At 72.9% G+C, this 17,613-nt stretch carries 16 protein-coding genes; 8 read left to right on the forward strand and 8 right to left on the reverse strand.

What is annotated here, in order from left to right; translation table 11 throughout:
* Positions 1-26 precede the first annotated feature (26 nt).
* The gene (locus tag AC230_RS26880; RefSeq protein ID WP_049718969.1) at positions 27-848 is read left to right on the forward strand and encodes a Fic family protein; all 822 of its coding nucleotides are present in this window, start codon (positions 27-29) and stop codon (positions 846-848) included.
* Positions 849-1,236: 388 nt separating this feature from the next.
* Here the strand turns inward: AC230_RS26880 and AC230_RS26885 are convergent, their stop codons facing one another.
* On the reverse strand, positions 1,237-2,094 hold the full coding sequence (locus AC230_RS26885; protein ID WP_049718970.1) for an HAD family hydrolase: 858 nt from the start codon (positions 2,092-2,094) through the stop codon (positions 1,237-1,239).
* Between the two features lie 462 nt (positions 2,095-2,556).
* Between AC230_RS26885 and ssd the strand changes: the two genes are divergently transcribed.
* The 7 genes from ssd (at position 2,557) to AC230_RS26920 (ending at position 11,048) form a co-directional block, all read left to right on the forward strand.
* A complete protein-coding gene (gene ssd / locus AC230_RS26890; RefSeq protein ID WP_049718971.1) occupies positions 2,557-3,663 on the forward strand; it encodes a septum site-determining protein Ssd in 1,107 nt (368 codons plus the stop codon).
* The gene (locus tag AC230_RS26895) at positions 3,660-4,817 is read left to right on the forward strand and encodes a TadA family conjugal transfer-associated ATPase (RefSeq protein WP_049718972.1); all 1,158 of its coding nucleotides are present in this window, start codon (positions 3,660-3,662) and stop codon (positions 4,815-4,817) included. The genes ssd and AC230_RS26895 overlap by 4 nt, the downstream gene beginning before the upstream one ends.
* Entirely contained in the window at positions 4,814-5,698 is an 885-nt protein-coding gene (locus AC230_RS26900) for a type II secretion system F family protein (RefSeq protein WP_053161432.1), read from the forward strand. The genes AC230_RS26895 and AC230_RS26900 overlap by 4 nt, the downstream gene beginning before the upstream one ends.
* 14 nt (positions 5,699-5,712) lie before the next feature.
* The gene (locus tag AC230_RS26905) at positions 5,713-6,495 is read left to right on the forward strand and encodes a type II secretion system F family protein (RefSeq protein WP_241833384.1); all 783 of its coding nucleotides are present in this window, start codon (positions 5,713-5,715) and stop codon (positions 6,493-6,495) included.
* Between the two features lie 374 nt (positions 6,496-6,869).
* Positions 6,870-7,997: a tyrosine-type recombinase/integrase gene (locus AC230_RS26910; protein ID WP_198535494.1), complete on the forward strand. Its 1,128-nt coding sequence runs from the start codon at positions 6,870-6,872 to the stop codon at positions 7,995-7,997.
* Complete coding sequence (locus tag AC230_RS26915; protein WP_049718973.1) at positions 7,957-10,479, forward strand: tyrosine-type recombinase/integrase; 2,523 nt, start codon at positions 7,957-7,959, stop codon at positions 10,477-10,479. The genes AC230_RS26910 and AC230_RS26915 overlap by 41 nt, the downstream gene beginning before the upstream one ends.
* A complete protein-coding gene (locus AC230_RS26920) occupies positions 10,476-11,048 on the forward strand; it encodes a DUF6262 family protein (RefSeq protein WP_049718974.1) in 573 nt (190 codons plus the stop codon). The genes AC230_RS26915 and AC230_RS26920 overlap by 4 nt, the downstream gene beginning before the upstream one ends.
* 39 nt (positions 11,049-11,087) lie before the next feature.
* Here the strand turns inward: AC230_RS26920 and AC230_RS26925 are convergent, their stop codons facing one another.
* The 7 genes from AC230_RS26925 to AC230_RS32815 form a co-directional block, all read right to left on the reverse strand.
* Positions 11,088-11,654 carry a hypothetical protein gene (locus tag AC230_RS26925; RefSeq protein WP_049715902.1) on the reverse strand — a complete coding sequence of 189 codons (567 nt, stop codon included), beginning with the start codon at positions 11,652-11,654 and terminating at the stop codon, positions 11,088-11,090.
* Entirely contained in the window at positions 11,651-12,601 is a 951-nt protein-coding gene (locus tag AC230_RS26930) for a hypothetical protein (RefSeq protein WP_241833180.1), read from the reverse strand. The genes AC230_RS26925 and AC230_RS26930 overlap by 4 nt, the downstream gene beginning before the upstream one ends.
* A complete protein-coding gene (locus AC230_RS26935; RefSeq protein ID WP_241833179.1) occupies positions 12,598-13,335 on the reverse strand; it encodes a hypothetical protein in 738 nt (245 codons plus the stop codon). The genes AC230_RS26930 and AC230_RS26935 overlap by 4 nt, the downstream gene beginning before the upstream one ends.
* A gap of 336 nt (positions 13,336-13,671) precedes the next feature.
* Positions 13,672-14,085 carry a hypothetical protein gene (locus AC230_RS26940; protein ID WP_049715901.1) on the reverse strand — a complete coding sequence of 138 codons (414 nt, stop codon included), beginning with the start codon at positions 14,083-14,085 and terminating at the stop codon, positions 13,672-13,674.
* A gap of 110 nt (positions 14,086-14,195) precedes the next feature.
* A complete protein-coding gene (locus AC230_RS34590) occupies positions 14,196-16,226 on the reverse strand; it encodes a lactate/malate family dehydrogenase (RefSeq protein WP_338399829.1) in 2,031 nt (676 codons plus the stop codon).
* On the reverse strand, positions 16,223-17,383 hold the full coding sequence (locus tag AC230_RS32810; RefSeq protein WP_049716381.1) for a hypothetical protein: 1,161 nt from the start codon (positions 17,381-17,383) through the stop codon (positions 16,223-16,225). The genes AC230_RS34590 and AC230_RS32810 overlap by 4 nt, the downstream gene beginning before the upstream one ends.
* Complete coding sequence (locus AC230_RS32815) at positions 17,380-17,589, reverse strand: hypothetical protein (RefSeq protein ID WP_157868547.1); 210 nt, start codon at positions 17,587-17,589, stop codon at positions 17,380-17,382. The genes AC230_RS32810 and AC230_RS32815 overlap by 4 nt, the downstream gene beginning before the upstream one ends.
* Between the last annotated feature and the right edge of the window lie 24 nt (positions 17,590-17,613).

The raw sequence follows: 17,613 nt of genomic DNA on the forward strand, positions 1-17,613 counted from the left end.
AACCGGAAATGCGTAGGGTCTTACTCATGAGTACGACTGCCGATCCCCTGGCCGCCCTGGGCTCGCTCCCGGGTGTCGCCGATTCCGTGGATTCCGTACGCAGGGCGGTGGACCGGGTGTACGGCCACCGGGTGATGCGTCGCCGGAGCAACGAAGTGACCTCCGAGGCGGCGCTGCGCGGTGCGCGGGGTTCGGCCGCGCTCTCCGGGGCCGACTGGGCCCTCGAAGAGGTGCGCCGCCGCTCGGACTTCGGCGGCGAGGGCGAACCCCGCACCGTCGGGGCGGCGTTGAGGCTGACGGCCGAGGCGGGCCAGCTGCTCGGTGTGTGGCGGCAGTCCCCGACACGCGTGCTGGCCCGGCTGCACCTGGTGGCGGCGGGGAAGGCGGAGCCGGACGACGCGGTGGGCCGGCCCCGGCTGCACGGCGAGACGGTGGACGAACCGCTGATCGACCTGCCCCTGCCGGACGCGGACGAGGTGGCCGGGCGGCTGGAGGGCCTGGCGGGGCTGCTGGTCGCCGGCAGTGCGGCTCCGGCGCTGGTGACCGCCGCGGTGGTGCACGGCGAACTGCTGGCCCTGCGCCCGTTCGGCTCCTGCAACGGGCTGGTGGCCCGGGCGGCCGAACGGATCGTGCTGGTCGGCAGCGGGCTCGACCCCAAGTCGATCTGCCCGGCGGAGGTGGGGCACGCGGAGCTGGGGCGGGCGGCGTACGCGGCCGCGCTGGAGGGCTATGTCTCCGGTACGCCGGAGGGTGTGGCGGCGTGGATCGTGCACTGCGCCCGCGCGGCGGAGTTGGGGGCCCGCGAGTCGACGGCGGTCTGCGAGGCGCTTCAGCGGGGCGCCGCCTGAGTGCTGCACCGAGGGCTGCACTGCCTCCAGGGCTGCGCCGCCAGAGGTCGCGCCGGGGCAACTGCTCCTGCGGGGCGTGACATTGCGGCGGTACCGGTCCTGCTCCGGTACCGCCGCTGGCACGTTCGCCGGGTTACCAGTGCGTGCACGAAAGGCGTCCATCAGGCGGGGGAACTTTGCCTCGCCTGGTGCGACTGGCCCGTAATCGACGGGTCGGCGTCGCGTGGGTGCCCGGCGTCCGTACTCGGTCCGTGGGGCCATGGTGCGTAGGAGGGCTTCCTCTCGGATGTCCCTGGTCTCGCGGGCCGTTGACTCCTTTCTACTCCGCTTGCGGGGTAAGCGGAAGGCCAGTTCGCACTTCTTTACTTTTAGCTTCAAAAAGGGGCAATCAGGACCGCTGTCGGGGTGTGCGGCACCGCTGCCGGGGTGTGTGGCGCCGGCCCGCCAGCCAGAGCAGGCCCACGGCCGCGGTGACCGCGCCGACCGCCGCCGCGGTCAGCAGCGCCGGGCGGGAGGGCATCGGCAGGGCGGCCACCCGCTGTTTGAGCCGTACCGGACGGCTGAAGGTGAGCACGGGCCACTCCCGGGCGGCGGCCTCGCGGCGCAGTGCCCGGTCGGGGTTGACGGCGTGGGGGTGGCCGACCGCCTCCAGCATCGGCAGGTCCGTGGCCGAGTCGCTGTAGGCGTAGCAGCCGGCCAGGTCGTACCCCTCGGAGGCGGCGAGCTCGCGGACGGCCTCCGCCTTGGTGGGGCCGTACGCGTAGTACTCCACCTCGCCGGTGAAGACGTCGTCCTCGACGACCATGCGCGTGGCCACGACGCGGTCGGCGTCCAGGAGCCTGCCGATGGGCTCGACGACCTCCGCGCCGGAGGTGCTGACGATGACCACGTCGCGCCCCGCGGCATGGTGCTCCTCGATGAGGGAGGCGGCCTCGTCGTAGATGATCGGGTCGATGAGCTCGTGGAGGGTCTCCGCGACGATCTCCCGGACCTGGTGGACGTTCCAGCCGCGGCAGAGCTCGGAGAGGTACTTCCGCATCCGTTCCATCTGCTCGTGGTCGGCGCCGCCGAGCAGGAAGACGAACTGCGTGTACGCGGTGCGCAGCGCCGCGCGCCGGTTGATCAGACCGCCTTGGTAGAAGGACTTGCCGAAGGTGAGCGTGCTCGACTTCGCAATGACCGTCTTGTCCAGGTCAAAGAACGCGGCTGTTCGGCGCAAGGAGTGGTTTTCCACGCCGCCGAGCATAGGGGCCCTCCATTCGGCGTAAGCTGAGGCGTGTGGGTTTGCCTGAGAAGGCTCTCGGGTACACCATGGAAGTCACGGATCGTTCGCGACCGTGTCTAACCCGGTCCGACTCCTCCCCCCCCGAGTCGGCCGTGGGGACGACCCCCGCTCTCCCCCCCGGCGGGGGTCGTCGCATGTCCGGATGCATTTTGGGCATGATCTCGGGCCTCCTCCGGCCGTCGGGCGCCCCGCGCGGCGCCGCTCCCGCCTCCTTCATACACGTAACTGTGCGTAATCGTCGCAGTGCTCTGGGGAAGTCACCGGTATAGGTGAGCGGGATATTCACAACTGGCGAGTTGTCCACAGTTTTTCACCAAGATCCACACGATTTCCCGGTCGGCTGCACGGTGATTCCCCACGAGTTCCGCGATGTCCGCGGAGGCGAGAGCGCGCCGTGTGGCGCGCAGGAGAGGGGGAGAGGCCGTGACCGGACACGTCACAGCGGAGAGGAAGGCCGCCGCCGGAGGACGGCAGGGCGGCCCGCTGATCATCACCGAGGACGAGACCCTGCTCGACGACCTGCTGCGCCTGTGCGCGGCGGCGGGCGCCCTGCCCGAGGTCGCCCACGGGACGTCCGTCCGGGCCGAGCAGTGGTCCGGCGCCCCGCTGGTGCTGGTCGGCGACGACTGCGCGGACCGCCTGCCCGACGCCGCACACCGCGAGGGCGTGGCGCTGGTCGGCCGGGATCCCGACGACCCCGGCGTCTGGAAGCGCGCTCTCCGGGTCGGCGCGCGCCATGTGGCGGTGCTGCCCGACGCGGAGGGCTGGCTGGTCGACCGGATCGCCGACGCGGCGGAGGGGACGGAGGGCCCCGCCCTCACCGTGGGCGTGATCGGCGGCCGGGGCGGCGCCGGGGCCAGCACCCTGGCCTGTGCCCTCGCGGTGGGCGCGGCCCGGGCCGGGCGGCGCACCATGCTGATCGACGCCGACCCGCTCGGCGGCGGGCTCGACGTCCTGCTCGGGGCCGAACGCGCCGACGGTCTGCGCTGGCCCGCGTTCGCCGGTTCCCGGGGGCGGGTGGCGTGCCGGGCCCTGGAGGAGTCCTTGCCCGACCCGCACTCCCTGCGCCTGTTGAGCTGGGACCGCGGTGAGTGCGCGGCGGTCCCGCCCGAGGCCGTGCGCGCGGTGCTGGCCGCCGCGCGCCGGCGGGGCGGGGTGGTCGTCGTCGATCTGCCGCGCGGCGCCGACGGCGCGGCCGCCGAGGTGCTCGGGCAGCTGGACCTCGGGCTGCTGGTGGTGCCCTCCGAGCTGAGGGCCGTCGCCGCCGCCCACCGGGTCGCCCGGTCCATCGGCCTGCTGATGGGCGACCTGCGGATGGTGGTCCGGGGGCCGTGCGGGCCAGGGCTCGACGGCGAGGAGATCGCCCGCCTCCTCGCCCTCCCGCTCGCCGGGGAGGTGCCGGAGGACCCCGGCCTGCCCCGGGCGCTGGCGGCGGGCCGCGCCCCGGGCGCGGACAGGGGTCCGCTGGCCGCCTTCTGCGCGGAGTTCTGGGCACGGGTACTGCCCGACGGCGAGGACGTGGCGGCATGAGCACCGCACTGCTGGACGCCGTACGGCTCAGGCTCGCGGGGACGGGTGCGGAGCCGACCCCGGCACGGGTCGCCGAGGCCCTCCGCCAGGAGGGCAGGCTCCTGGGCGACGCCGAGGTGCTGGGCATCGTCTCCCGGCTGCGCTCCGAGCTGATCGGCAGTGGCCCCCTGGAACCGCTGCTGGCCGAGCCCGATGTCACCGATGTCCTCGTCACCGCGCCCGACCAGGTATGGGTGGACCGGGGAGCGGGCCTGCGCCGCGTCGACGTGTCCTTCCCCGACGCCGCGGCCGTCCGCCGGCTCGCCCAGCGGCTCGCCGCGGTCGCCGGCCGCCGGCTGGACGACGCCCGCCCCTGGGTGGACGCCCGCCTCCCCGACGGCACCCGGCTCCACGCCGTGCTGCCCCCGGTGGCCGTCGGGTCGGCCTGTCTCTCGCTGCGCGTGGTCCGCCCGAGGGCCTTCACCCTCGACGAACTGGCCGCCGCCGGAACGGTGCCGCCCGGCGGGCAGGAACTGCTCCGCTCCGTGCTGGACGCCCGGCTCTCCTTCGTGATCAGCGGCGGAACGGGCTCGGGGAAGACGACCCTCCTGTCCAGCCTGCTCGGCCTGGTCGCACCCGACGAACGGATCGTCCTCGCCGAGGACTCGGCCGAACTGCGCCCGGACCACCCGCACGTCGTACGGCTGGAGACCCGCCCGGCGAACCAGGAGGGCACCGGCCTGGTCACCCTGCGGGACCTGGTCCGCCAGGCCCTGCGGATGCGGCCCGACCGGCTGGTGGTCGGGGAGGTGCGCGGTCCGGAAGTGACCGATCTGCTGGCCGCGTTGAACACCGGGCACGAGGGAGGCTGCGGCACCGTCCACGCCAACGCCGCCGCCGACGTACCGGCCCGGCTGGAGGCGCTCGGCTCCACGGCGGGGCTCGACCGGGCGGCGCTGCACAGCCAGTTGGCGGCGGCCCTCGCTGTGGTGATCCACCTCGTGAGGGACCGCGGTGGCCGCCGGCGCGTCGCCGAGGTGCACGTGCTGGACCGCGACCGCGCCGGGTTCGTCACCACCGTGCCGGCCGCCGTCTGGGGCCCGGAGGGCTTCCGGCGGGCTGCCGGGTGGGACCGGCTCGCGGCGTTGTGCGGGCGGGGCGGGGGTGCGCCATGACGGTTCCGGTGACGGTGCCCGAGACGGCGCTGACCGCCACGGCACTGCTCGGTGCCGCGGCCGCCGCGCGCCCCTCCGTGCGGCGGGGGCGCCAACTGCGCCGGGCCGGAGCCCTGTTGGGGCGCACTTGTCCCGGCCGCTGCCCGCTCCTTCCGGCGTGGCTGCGGGAGGTCGTGCGGCGCCTGCTCGTCGCGGCGCGCGGCCGGCGTGAACTGTGGTGCCTCCCGGCCGGTTGCGCCGTCGGTCTGCTGGGCGGGTCGGTCCTGCCCCCGCTCATGGCGGGGGCGGCCGTCCCGCTGGTGCGGCGCCGGCTGGCCGCCCGGCGGCGGCAGCGGGAGCGCGGCCGGCGCGAGGACGCCGTGATCGAGCTGTGCGGGGCCGTCGCGGGCGACCTGAGGGCGGGCCGGCAGCCGGGCGAGGCGATGGCGGCGGCGCGGTGCGACGCGCTGGGGCCCTCGTGGCCGGCCGTCACGGCGGCCGCCCGGTTCGGCGGCGACGTCCCCGCGGCACTGCGGGAGGCCGGCCGGCAACCGGGCGCCGGGGGCCTGACCGGAGTGGCCGCCTGCTGGCAGGTCGCCGTCGACGGCGGGGCGGGGCTGGCCGCCGGGCTCGACCGGGTGGGCGCCGCGCTCGCCGCCGAACGGGACCAACGGGAGGACCTGAACGCCCAGTTGGCGGGCACCCGGTCCACCGCCGTGATGCTCGCGCTGCTCCCGCTCCTCGCCCTCCTGATGGGAAGTGCCCTCGGCGCGGACCCGCTGCGGGTGCTGCTCCACACCCCGGCCGGCCTCGGCTGCCTCGCCCTGGGCGGCTTCCTCGAATACGCGGGGCTGGTGTGGACCGGGCGCATCGTGCGGGCGGCCGGCGGGAGGGCGGAGTGATGGACGGACGAGGCGTGGGCGGACCGGAAATGGCGGCTGTGCTGGCCGTTCTCGCATCGTGCGCGGTCGCCGCCCTGAGGGCCCCCGGCCGGGCGAAGACGGTGCGGCGCAGGGCCGCGAGGCTGTGGGGCGATGACCCGCCGGCCCGGACGCGGGCGTGGCTGCGGGCCCGTACGAGCGGGCCCTCCGTGGTCCGTCAGGGGCTTCCCGCGGTCGCCGGGGTCGTCCTGGGAGCCGTGGTGATCGGCGGCCCCGCCGGCTGGGCCGCGGGGGCGTTCGCCGCCGGTGGCCTGTGGTGGTGGAGACGCAGGGCGGAGCGCGCCGCGGCTGGGGAGCGGGCGGTTCCCGCCGAAGAGGTGGGACGTCAACTCCCGCTGGCGGCCGATCTGATGGCCGCCTGCCTGGCGGCGGGGGCCGGGCCCCGGGAGGCGGCCGAAGCGGTCGGCGGGTCGCTCGGCGGCCCCGTCGGCGAACGGCTGGCCAGGGCGGCCGCGGAGGTGCGGCTCGGCGGCGATCCGGCGGTCGCCTGGGGACGGCTGGCCGAGCTGCCGGGGGCCCGGGGGCTGGCGCTGTGTCTGGAGAGGGCCCAGGCGACGGGAGTGCCCGGCGTGGAGCCCATGACACGGCTCGCCGTCGCCTCGCGCGCCGCGCAGGGCCGGGCGGCCGGCATACGCGCCCACCGCGCGGGCGTGGTGGCCACGGCGCCGCTGGGCCTGTGCTTCCTGCCCGCGTTCCTGGCCGTCGGCGTCGTGCCGATGGTGATCGGCCTGGCGAGCGGGCTGGTGCGGGGCTCCTAGCGGTACCGGCCGTACCAAAGGCGGGACATGAAGGCGACGCACGGGCAACCGGTGTCCGTGCGCGAGGAGATGAGGAGAACGAGGAGGCAGTGATGGTCATGCGGTGGTGGACGAGGGCCAAATGCCGTGCGGTGGCACGGGCAACGGAGGTTGCGGGCGCGGGAGATGCCGGGATGTCGACGGCCGAGTACGCGGTGGGAACACTCGTTATCTGGTGCGACTGGCAGCCGCGAGGCACGTGGGGCAAGTAGGGTCGATCTCTACGTGACTGCGCGATATCTGGGGGGAGTTAAGGCACGTTGGTTACAGCAGATGTGTTACCTCGTCACTATCGGGCTGAGCGTGCTGTGTCCGCGGACGGGAGCGTCCGGTGGGTGGTGGTCGATGAGTCCTTCGAACTGCATGGGCAGGCGTGCTCGTTCCTGACGGGCCGGGAGTTCAACACCGGCAGGACGTACGCGCCTCGGGTCGCTCTGTATCTGTCGTGGTGCAAGGAGTTCGGTGTCGCGTGGAACGAGCCGACGCTGGCCCAGCTGATGGCCTTCCAGCGGTGGCTGGTGGAGGAGCCGTTGCCGCCGCGCAGTCGCCGGCCGGGGGCTGAGCGGCGCTATCGGGAGAAGGGCACGGCGAACCAGATCACGGGCACGGTGACCGACTTCCTGCGGTGGTGCTCGCTGGCGGGGCTCGGTGTGCCGCAGACGGTGGTGACGATGCTGGTCGCGCCCCGGTTCCTGCGCTTCGCCCCGGCGGGCTTCGATCCGGGCGAGGACGGCCAGAACCTCCAGATCGAGGCTCGGCGCCTGAAGTTCCGGGTGGCGGTGCCCGGCTACGAGTGGCTGACGGACGAGGAGATTCACCAGGTTCTCGCGGTGACCACGCACGCCAGGGACCGTTTCCTGGTGGGGCTGCTGGCGGTGACGGGGATGCGGATCGGTGAGGCGCTGGGGCTGCGGCGCGAGGACATGCACGTGCTGCCCGACTCGCGGCTGCTGGGCTGCCAGGTCAAGGGGCCGCACGTCCACGTCAGGCGGCGGGTCAACAGCAACAACGCCTTCGCCAAGTCGGTGCAGCCGCGCTGGATTCCGGTGGAGGAGGACACGGTCGGCCTGTACACCGAGTACCGCTACGAGCGGGAGGCGGTGTGGCAGGCGGAGGCCAGCGACATGGTGTTCGTCAACCTCTTCCGTGCCCCGCTGGGCCAGCCGATGCGCTACGACAATGCGCACGAGTTGTTCCAGCGGCTGGCGAAGCGGGCGGGGTTTCGGGCCAGGCCGCACATGCTGCGGCACTCGGCGATCACCCGGTGGCGGCGGAACAAGGTCCCGCGGGCGGTGCGCCAGGACATGGCCGGGCATCAGTCGCCGGCGTCCCAGGAGCGCTACTCGCACGTTAGTGATCAGGAGAAACGCGACGCGGTGGAGCTGGTGGCAGCCCGGTTCCGTCAGGGGAGGGAGGAATACCGTGGGCGAGGTGGTGCCGCTGCACCGGGTGCCAACCGGTGAGGGGCATGGGGCCGGGTGGGCTCCGCTGGAGGCCGGGCGGTGGGCGGCGTGGTTGCGCGAGCAGGTCGCGGAGGGCTGGCGCGAGGGTGAGTGGGATGGGCAGACGCTGGTGTTCACCGGCGATGTGGCCAATGCGCGCACGGTGGTTTACCGCTGTGGCACCGCGGCGTGCGATGCGCTGACGCGGGCCAAGAGCCTGTGCACGACCTGCGCGAAGGCCCAGCGGGTCAGCGGGCTGTCGATGAAGGAGTTCAAGGCGGTCTTCGTGCCGGTACGGGACCGGACGATGACCGGGGTGCAGGAGCGGTGCCGCGTGGGGGGATGCCCGCGCGATGCGCATGTGTGGGGCTTGTGCAGCTCGCACGCCTCTTTGCGGCAGAAGCACCTGGACCGCGATCCCGGCTCCGCGCTGGAGGTCTGGGTCGCCCGGCAGAAGCCGTACCCGCCGGTGGCCAGCTGCCGCGTGCGCGGCTGCCGCTTCGACGGCCGCGGCCCGCACACCCTGTGCTTCCAGCACATCCGCACCTTCAAGCGGCACCCGTCCTCCCGGGTGGCGGGTGCGAGGGTGCCGGCCGACTGGCTGGACCGGCAGGCCCCCTATTTGGCAGTCCACCAGTTCTCGCTCGCCCCGTTGAGCCGGCTCGCCCGCCTGGAGGTGCTGTACGCGCTGCAGCAGCGGGATGCGCGCGGGCAGAAGATCGACCCGCATGCCACCCGCCAGATGGTCGCCCACCTGGCCGAGGCCGCGGACAGCCTGGCCGCGGTGCCTGCCGACGCCCTTCCCCATCGCTCGGGGTCGAACATCGACGCGCTGCTGCGGGAGACCCATCGTGTGGTGGCCGCCGCCCTTGCGCGCTTCCGCGGGCAGGATCCGGCCGATCAGGCCACGCTGGATCTGACCGAGCTGGGCGTGCGGGGCAAGCGCGGCGGTCGCACCAGCCGTCCGGGCGATCTGGACCTGACCGAGCTGGCCCAGCCGTGGCTGCGACGGGTGCTGATCACCTGGATCGATGAGACGAAGCCGACGACCGGCGAGGTCAGACGCGCCCACCGTGCCTGTGTCACCGCGGCGAGAGCGCTCGCTCTGCGGCCCGGTGGTGGCGCGGACGCCGCGGTGTTGACGTTCGCCGACATGGGCGCCGTGGTGGATGCGTTTCGGCATCTGCCGCGGCTGGACGGCTCGCCGATGAAGAACAAGGCTCGCAACGGGCTGCTGGGCTTCTTCTTCAAGGTCCTGGACTACGGGCGGGCGGCTGGGCACCTGGGCGGGATGTCGGCCTACTTCGCCCGGCACCCCAGCCACGTGATCGCCCCGGACGAGGTGAGCGAGGAGGACGAGGCCGGGCGGGCTCTGCCCAACGACGTCATCTACCAGCTGGACGACCAGATCCACCTGCTCGGCCGGGGGGTGACGCACGGCCGCCTGACGCCGGGGGAGGTCCATGAGATGTGCCGGGCCGTCTACGAGCTGCTGCGGGACACCGGCCGCCGCCCCTACGAGATCGGGGAGTTGCGCCTGGACTGTCTCAAGCGGGAGGAGGCGCACTGGACCTTGATCTGGGACAACCGCAAGGCCGGCCGGACCCGGCGGCACCTGCCGGTCAACGTGGAGACCGCCGAGACCATCCAGCGGTGGCTGGCGGTGCGGGAGGGGCTGGATCTGCCCACCGGCAGCGAGGGGTATCTGTTCCCGCCGGCCGGGGAGAACGGCCAGTTGCGGCACCTGCTGCCCGAGCAGGTCGCCCACATCATCCGGGCCTGGGTCGACTGTGACGAAGTGACCTTGTTTGCCGAGGAGTTCGGTCCGGACGGAACCAGGGCCCCGTTCGACAAGTCCCTGGTCTTCCCCTACGCGTTTCGGCACTCGTTCTGCCAGCGGCACGCGGACGCGGGCCTGGATCAGGATCTGCTGCGTGAGCTGATGGACCATCGCTCGGAGGTCACCACGGCTGCCTATTACAAGATCTCCGCGAAGCGGAAGCGGGAGGCGGTGAACGTGATGCGGCTGCACACCACCGACCGCAAGGGGCGCCTGACCCCGCTGTCGCAGACAGCCTATCTGCGGGGGTCGGTGCAGGTCCCGTTCGGGAACTGCACCGAGCCGTCGAACGTGAAGGCGGGCGGGCACGCGTGCCCGATCCGGTTCCAGTGCGTGGGCTGCCCGTCGTACCACCCGGACCCGTCCTACCTGCCGGCGATGGAGGACCACATCCGCCAGCTGCGGGCCCAGCGTGAGAAGGCGGTCATGATGGACGTCGATGAGTTCGTCGTGCGCAACATGGACGAGGAGATCGCGGCGTACAAGAAGCGGGTGGATCAGATGCGGGACCAGGTTGCGGCCATGGACCCGCAGGAGCGTGAGCGGGTGGAGGAGGCATCGGCGGTGCTGAGGAAGGTCCGTGCGGCCCAGGCCGGACGCGGGGCGGTCGCGCTGCCGATGCCGGTGGTCCGCCGGCCGCGGGTGGACGGGGCCGGGGCATGACCGCCACCAGGCGCACGTCGGGCGACGTGCTGCGGGAGACCAGGCGGCGCGACAGCCAGACCAAACGCGGCAAGGTGCTGGCGGCACTGGACGAGATGAAGGACAGCGGTACCGCGATCACCTTCGCCTCGGTGGCCCGCGCGGCCGGGGTGTCCACCTGGCTGGTCTACCGCGACGGGGTGCGCGAGCACATCGAGGCCGCCATGAAGGGCCAGGCCAAGGCCGCCCGGCGCCGCCGCGAGAGCGGCACGGGGGCCTCGGCGGCGAGCCTGGCCACCGACCTGGAATTGCTGCGGGCGGAGAACAAGGCCCTGCGTCAGGAGAGGGACGGCCTCAAGCGGGCCGTCCAGCGGGACTTGGGCGCCCGCTTGGAGCGCGAAGGCATCAAAAGCGCTACCCAGCAGATCGGCGACCTGCAGGCCGAACTCCACAAGGTCAAGGATGAACTCGCTGCCGTCCGTGCGGAGAACGCCGAGCTGAAGCGGCAGCTCGCGGACGCCCAGGATGAGGTGATCGCCGTCCGCGATGCCGGACGGGAGCTGTTCAAGACCGTCAACCGGTCCACCTGACCGGTGGCGGGTGCCCGGGTCCGGGCACCCGCCACCTGCTCACGCCGAGGCGGCGGACTGGTGTGCGGTCAGCTCGGCGATCTGGGCTTCCAGGTCGGCGATCCGCTGGGCCTGGCGCCGCATGGTGCCCTGGGCGTGGAGGACCTTGCTGCCCAGGCCCTCGACACCGCTGACGGTCTTCATGCAGCCCTCCGCGGCCTCGGCCATCTGCCCGAACGCTTCGGGTTCGATGCTGTGGGGGTTGTTGGCCTCGAACGTGCAGGCCCGGTGCATGTCACCCATGTAGGCCACGGCCCTGCGGCAGGCGAGCAAGGCGTCGCGGGCACCGAACTCGTCGCCCTGGCCGGAGAGGTGGAAGCGGGTCACCCGTGCTCCGCGCCGCAGCGGGTCGCGGCTGGGCAGGAACTGTTCCAGACGGTGGCCGAGCTCATGAGCGACGATGCGGGCCCGGGGGACCGCGCGACGCAGACGGCTTCCGTCGGGAATGCTGGTGCCGCGGGCGATGTCCGCGTAGGAGACTTCACGGCCCGCGTTGTGCCTGAGCCACAGCAGCACGTCGATGGCGTCCTGCTCGGCCCGGGTGGGGGTGTCGCGCTTGGGGCTCATCCCAGCTTCTTCTCGCTCTCGTCGAGGAAGGCTTGCAGGGCCGCGTCGTTGAGCGCGGTGGAGTTGCTGGTGACCAGGTCCCGGATGAATCCGATCGCCGCGGTGGCGGCGTCGCACAGGCCGGCCAGTGACTGACTGCGCTCGTGGGTGAAGGCGATCTGGTGCCGCTGGAGCAGGCCCAGGGTCCGCAAGGTGCCCAGCCGGATCGCGGTGATCTCGTTGAACACATCCAGGGCCGCATCGGCCTCGGACGCCGCCTGAGCCGACTGCCGCACAGCCTGCACGACCTCGGCTTCCTCGTCCCTGTCATACCCGCGCCGGCGGTCCTGGGCCGTGCGCCGGGCCGCGTCCCGGTCGGCTTGGTCCTGCTCGGCCTGGCGGCGGTGGAACTCGTCGAGTCCTTCCTGGGCCGCCCCCCGGGCGGTGGCGTCGGCCACCACCGCCGCGGTGAGGGCCTTGGGCTGGGTGGCAATCGACACCGGTGCGGTCGCCTTGATCCCGGCCCGCTCGGCCTCCTCCTCGATCGCCCGTACCCGCTCGGAGGAGACCTCCCGGGCCTCGTAACTGCGGTAGTAGCCCTTCTCCCCGAAGAACGGCACCGTGTCCTCGTCCGGCAGCTCGACGTGCCTGCCGGGCTCCAGGGTGAAGGCGGGATCCACGATGCCGTCGGCGGCCGCCCGCTCCCACGCCTTCCAGTACGCCATGACCCGCCGGTGGCTGGAGTGGGTCCGGCGGGCGAACTCGCGTGCGCTGATCCGCCGGAAAACGGTGCGGCTGAACCAGTTCGTGGATAGCTGTTCGAGCCCTACTCCGTTATCGGTACCCGGCTCGACACGCTTGGCGATCAGCAGAGCCAGGGCCCAGCCGCCTTTGCGCTCATGCCGGGCGAACTCGGCGAGGTCGGCCTCCAGGGCCTCCTCGCTGTCGACGCCGATCTCCCCCCTCACGCGTTCACCAGGTCCCGCTCGGCGGTGCGGTCCGCGCCGGCGGCGGCCTTCGGGGCCTCCAGCCGCACCCTGATCCACGCGGCGAGGACTTCCAGCGTGCCGAGCGCCTCCTCGCAGGCGGAGCGCTGGTCGTCGGTGAAGGACGGCTTGCGCGGGTAGCGGTTCATCAGCGCAACCGCCTGGTCGTTCAGCCGGATCAGGTCCCGGGCCAGGTCGTGGGCCTTGTCGCGCTGCCCGCCGGAGCAACCGGTCTGCCCTTCTCGGTCCCGGCGGCGCTTGTCGTCCATGACCCGCTTCATCGCATCGTGAACGCCGTCGTACTCCTCCACCAGGTCACGCAGGAACTTGTCGCGCTCGGCCGGGTCGCCTTGCAGCAGGGGCCCGAGGTAACGGGCGACGGAGGTACCGCTGGCGGGGTCCAGCAGCTCTTGCAGGGCCGGGCCAGTGCCCAGGGCCTGCTGGTACTGGGAGCACAGCAGGCGGCCGGCGCCCGAGGTGCGGGCTTCGTCCAGCAGTGACCGCAAGGTGCCGTACTCCTCGTCGTGCGGCCGCCCGCCGGACCCGATCCGGGCACCTTCGCGCAGGACGGTGTAGGACAGGTGCACGCCGCTGTCCGCCACGAACTGCCGCACCGCCGGCGTGCACAGGCGGGCGGTGTGCCGGTACTCGCGCCCGGTCCGGAGCGGAAGACCGATCTCATCGCAGTACCGCTCAAAGGCAGCCTCGCCGCCCACGGCCGTGATGGCCAGCAGCTTGTCACCGAGCGCCAGCCGGTTTCTCGCGGCCCTGGATCATCAGGGTGCGGCCCTCGCGCACGTCCTGATCTGTGTAGCTCATGCAGATTCCCCATCCGAAGTCAGCTCACTGGGGCCGCGCAGTGTAATCAGATGACAACACCCGGGTGATCAATGAACTTCGGTGGCCAGCAGGCTCGTTGACGGCCCGCACGCCGTGCCGGACGGCGGCCCGGCTCCCGGGCGGGGCGGGCCGGATCACCTCTGTGAGTGAAGGGCCGGAGGGCGACCGCAGGGGTAGAAGGGGCCGCAGATCCAGCATGTGGGGGCTTTCGGTTATGCCGGGTCCGTGCCGGTGCTGACCGGGGCCGGGCTGCTGGGGACGGTGGTGCGGCATGGCTCGCAGCGGGCCTGCATCCACACGTGCTGTCCGTCGCCCCGCAGGCGGATGCGGCCGGGGGCACCGCATTCGTCGCAGGTGTTTTCCGAGGCGGTCTCGGCGGCGTCGGTCAGGGCGGTGGCCCGGTCGGCGAACTCCCCGTCAAACTCGCCGTTCTCGAAGCGGTCGGCGACGGTGATCCGCAGGCCGCCGAACTTCACGGCGAAGGACTCGATGCGGTAGCCGGGGTCCAGGGCGAGCAGATCGCGGTGGAGCTTGTCGAGCAGGGATGCCCAGCCGGGTCCGACGGTGCCGGTCCAGGCGGGAATCTGCCGGTCACAGGCGGCAAAACGGCCGCGGGTGTCGTCCATGCGCTTCATGATGGCGGCGGGGTGTGACAACGGGCCGGGCTGCGGGTGGAGTTGCCGCGGCAGCAAGCGCGAGCCGGGCGCCCCGCGTGGGGCGCCCGGCTCCAGCCCGTTCAGGCAGCGATCCGCTTGAGGAGGTCGGTGTTGGCCTTCACGTCGTGGCCGAGGGCCAGGGACGCCCGTGGCAGTGTGCCCAGGAGGTCCAGCAGAGGCTCGTTTCCGGTGGATTCGGTTGGCAGGAGGCCGAAGACGTCGGGGTAGCGGTCTTCGGTGCCAGGGGTGAAGAAGTCGCCGGGTGCCACGGTGCGGTCCTTGTCCACCACGGCGGGTTCGGCGCCCGGGGTGATGGTGGGGAACAGGATGCGGGCGGCGTGTCCTTCGGTGGCCAGGGTCAGGCCGAGCCAGCTCGCGAGCTGGTCGGGGAAGAACTGGGGCTTGAGTTCCTTGCCGGACTCCTTCCACAGGGGGGTGCGGCTGCCGGAGAGGAGGGCGTCGGTGACCTTCTGGTGCTGGGTGGGGTGGAGCTGTTCGCCGCTGCGGAGGCGTTCGCGGACGGCCTCGTACCAGTCGAGAGCGTCCAGCAGCCCCAGGCCGATGGCGGCGGCCGAGGGCCAGGGCAGGACCCGCAGCCGGTCGTCCTCGCGGCGGATGAAGACGCGGTCGTTGGCCAGCAGCTGCCAGCCGGCACGGGCCAGCAGCAGGGCGGTAGTGGTCTTCCCGGCACCCTTGCCGCCAAGGGTCAGCACGGTCTGCCCGTCGCGGACGACGGCGGAGGCGTGCAGGATCGACCAGCCGTCGGCCACCAGCTGCCCGCGGACGGCCTCGCGGGCGAGGCGGGCGGCGGCCAGGGCGACGGGGACGTCCTCGCAGCCGTAGATGTACAGGGGTCCGCCGGGCTCGGCCCGGTAGGCGAGCTTGTCGTCAGGCTGGGAGGCGAGGACGGTGCCGTCGTCGTCCCGGTCGAAGACCATGGCCGAGTTGGCGTAGACGGTCTCCTCGTGCGCGTGGTCGGCCACACGCTGGGCGATCTCCGTCACCCTGTCCGGGGCGACGTCGGCGATCACCTGCGAGCCGTCATCGACAGTGGTGCTGGCGGCGTTCCACCAGGGGCCGAAGTAACGGATGGCCCAGTCGGTGACCACCGTGCTGTTGCTGGTGACGGCCACCGCCTTACTGGCCGTGGCGATACGGGTAGCGGTCCTGGTCACTGCGGTCTTCTCCTTCCATGAGGTACGTACGGGAACGTGCAGGCGGGCCAGCGGCTCGTAGGCGTCGCGGAGCTTGACGTCGGCGGCCACCAGCTGGCGGGCCTCGCCGGGATCGAGCGGGGGGAGGCACACGCTGGGGGTTCCGGCGGTGAAGCACAACGGGATTCCCATCCACCGCCATTCGTGGTTGACGGACAGTTCCACCACCCGGTCCTCCAGGCCCAGGCCCGCGCGGAGGGCAGCGATGACGGCGCCGGCCGGGCCGCAACGGGTGCGGCCGAGACCGGCGTTGATCCTGGCCGGACGATCGGCCAGCTCGCGGCGGACCTGTCCGACCGGCACCTCGACGGGGCGGTCGTTCACCCGGGTGGCCGACGCGCACACCACCGCCTGGTCGCCGTGCTCGCCGATCACATGCCCCTCCACCTCCTCAACAGGCACACCCAGGAGGTGGGCGAGGGTGAGGCGGTAGCGGGCGGTGTCGGTGTTCGAGCCCACCCCGTAGACGCGCGGGCAGCCGGAGACCTCGGCGAACAGGCGGGCCATGATGTCCACGGGGTTGGTCACCATGACCACCAGCCCCTGGTAGCGGGCCAGTTGCCGGGCCAGCGAGGCGATGACGGGGGCGTTCGCGTTCAGCCCGGCCATCCGCACGTTGGTACGGCTGGTGTTGGTGAACTCGGCCCGCGGGCAGACCACCACCGCCTCACAGGACACAAGCTGGCCCGGGTCGGCGGCGTGAACCGCCCGGACGGGGGAGCCGGTGATCTGGCACATGTCTTCCAGGTCGGTCACCAGGGCCCGGGCCGACAGGCCCGTTCGGGACACGACCCAGACGGACTCGCACCAGCCTCCCGCGGCCAGCAGCATGGCGACGCTCTGGCCGACGGCACCGGCGCCGATCACCCCGACCGCCCCGGCCCGGACGGCGGTCACCGGTTCGCTGCCTTCACCACGTCGGCCAGCGCGAGCCGCCACACCGCCCGCGGATCCGTCCCGGCGACCAGGCCGGCGGTCGTGGCCTGAAGCAGGCCGCACACCGTCTCCGCCCGGGCGGTGAGCTTTCCGGCGTGCTCGGGCAGGGGCAGGTCGGGCGGGCAGGTCAAGTAGGTGCTGAGGATGTTGGTGGTGTCCATCAGCCAGAGCACCACCAGGTGCCGCAGCCACTCGGCCCGCTCGTCCGGGGCGAGGTCGGCCGTGAGGGCGTCGGCGAACTCCTCGATCCCGGTCGCGACGGCGTCGGCCGTGACCAGGTCCGGGGAGGAAGCGATCAGGCTGAGCACGGCACGGGAGATCAGCTTGGCCGGGTCCGTCTGCGGGCGTCCCCGGCCCAGGCCGGGGTCGAGGAAGACCGGCCGCCCGTCGGCGCCGTCGGGGAAGACGACGTGGTCCGGCTTGAGGTCACCGTAGACCACCGGCCGGTGCCCGACCGCCGGAGCGGGCCGCAGCCGCCTCAGCCGCAGGACCACCGCGCCCAGCACCTCCCCGGCCTGGCCTGCTTTGCGCAGGTAGACGGGGCCGCTGATGCCGTTGAACTTCCGGTCGAAGGTCGCCCCGATGCCCCGCTCGGTGATGGCCACCTCATCGACGGCACGGGCGATGGCGGGTCGCTGGAGCCCCGCCAGCTCGACCACCGCGCGGGTCATCAGCTCGCCGCTTTGGTGCGGGTCCTTGGCCAGCAGGTCGGCGAGCGTCGGCCCGGCTACCGGCTCGGTGAACAGCACCCCGTCCTGGTGTCCGGCGACCCGGCAGGCCCGCGCTCCGGCCTCCTGCACGATGGCCAGGCCCCTGGCCTCCCGCTCCAGCAGGGCGCCCGGCGAGCCCTGGTAGGCGGCCTGTGCCGCCCTGACCTGGGCCCAGTCCCCGGCCGTGCCCCGCAGCACCGAGACCAGCGACATTCCCAGCAGCGACACCTTCGCGTACAGCGGGCGCCCGTCCACCGTCAGCCGGCGGACGTAGGCGGTGACGCTCGGCGTGTGCTGGCCCAGCCGCACGGTGCCGCCCGGCCACAGATCGGCGGCGGCCTGCTTGATCTTCTCGTCCGCGTAGGCGAAGACCTCGGCGGCGGCGATGGCGCTCGAACCGGCGGTCATCGCCAGCCTCCCGTCGCCGTGGCCGCCGCGTCCGGCAGGGACAGGGCGGCCGGGGCCTGCCCGGGGCGGTCGAGGTCGTGGTGGACGACGGCGGCCAGACTGCCGGCCGCGGCGAGGGTGCCCAGGGCCCAGATCCAGCCGAGCATGGGCTCCACCCAGTCACCGCAGGTCCTCCTGCCGCCGGTCGTACGGCACGTGTACGTCACCGTCGTCTCCTTCTCGTCCCAGGG

It is taken from the genome of Streptomyces caatingaensis (genome assembly GCF_001187435.1).
Lineage (GTDB): Bacteria > Actinomycetota > Actinomycetes > Streptomycetales > Streptomycetaceae > Streptomyces > Streptomyces caatingaensis.

What these genes read in the sequence shown, in the direction of transcription:
- AC230_RS26880 (WP_049718969.1), top strand. Translation starts at nt 27, where the DNA reads ATGAGTACGACTGCCGATCCCCTGGCCGCCCTGGGCTCGCTCCCGGGT.
- AC230_RS26885 (WP_049718970.1), bottom strand. Translation starts at nt 2,094, where the DNA reads ATGCTCGGCGGCGTGGAAAACCACTCCTTGCGCCGAACAGCCGCGTTC.
- AC230_RS26895 (WP_049718972.1), top strand. Translation starts at nt 3,660, where the DNA reads ATGAGCACCGCACTGCTGGACGCCGTACGGCTCAGGCTCGCGGGGACG.
- AC230_RS26900 (WP_053161432.1), top strand. Translation starts at nt 4,814, where the DNA reads ATGACGGTTCCGGTGACGGTGCCCGAGACGGCGCTGACCGCCACGGCA.
- AC230_RS26920 (WP_049718974.1), top strand. Translation starts at nt 10,476, where the DNA reads ATGACCGCCACCAGGCGCACGTCGGGCGACGTGCTGCGGGAGACCAGG.
- AC230_RS26925 (WP_049715902.1), bottom strand. Translation starts at nt 11,654, where the DNA reads ATGAGCCCCAAGCGCGACACCCCCACCCGGGCCGAGCAGGACGCCATC.
- AC230_RS26940 (WP_049715901.1), bottom strand. Translation starts at nt 14,085, where the DNA reads ATGGACGACACCCGCGGCCGTTTTGCCGCCTGTGACCGGCAGATTCCC.
- AC230_RS32810 (WP_049716381.1), bottom strand. Translation starts at nt 17,383, where the DNA reads ATGACCGCCGGTTCGAGCGCCATCGCCGCCGCCGAGGTCTTCGCCTAC.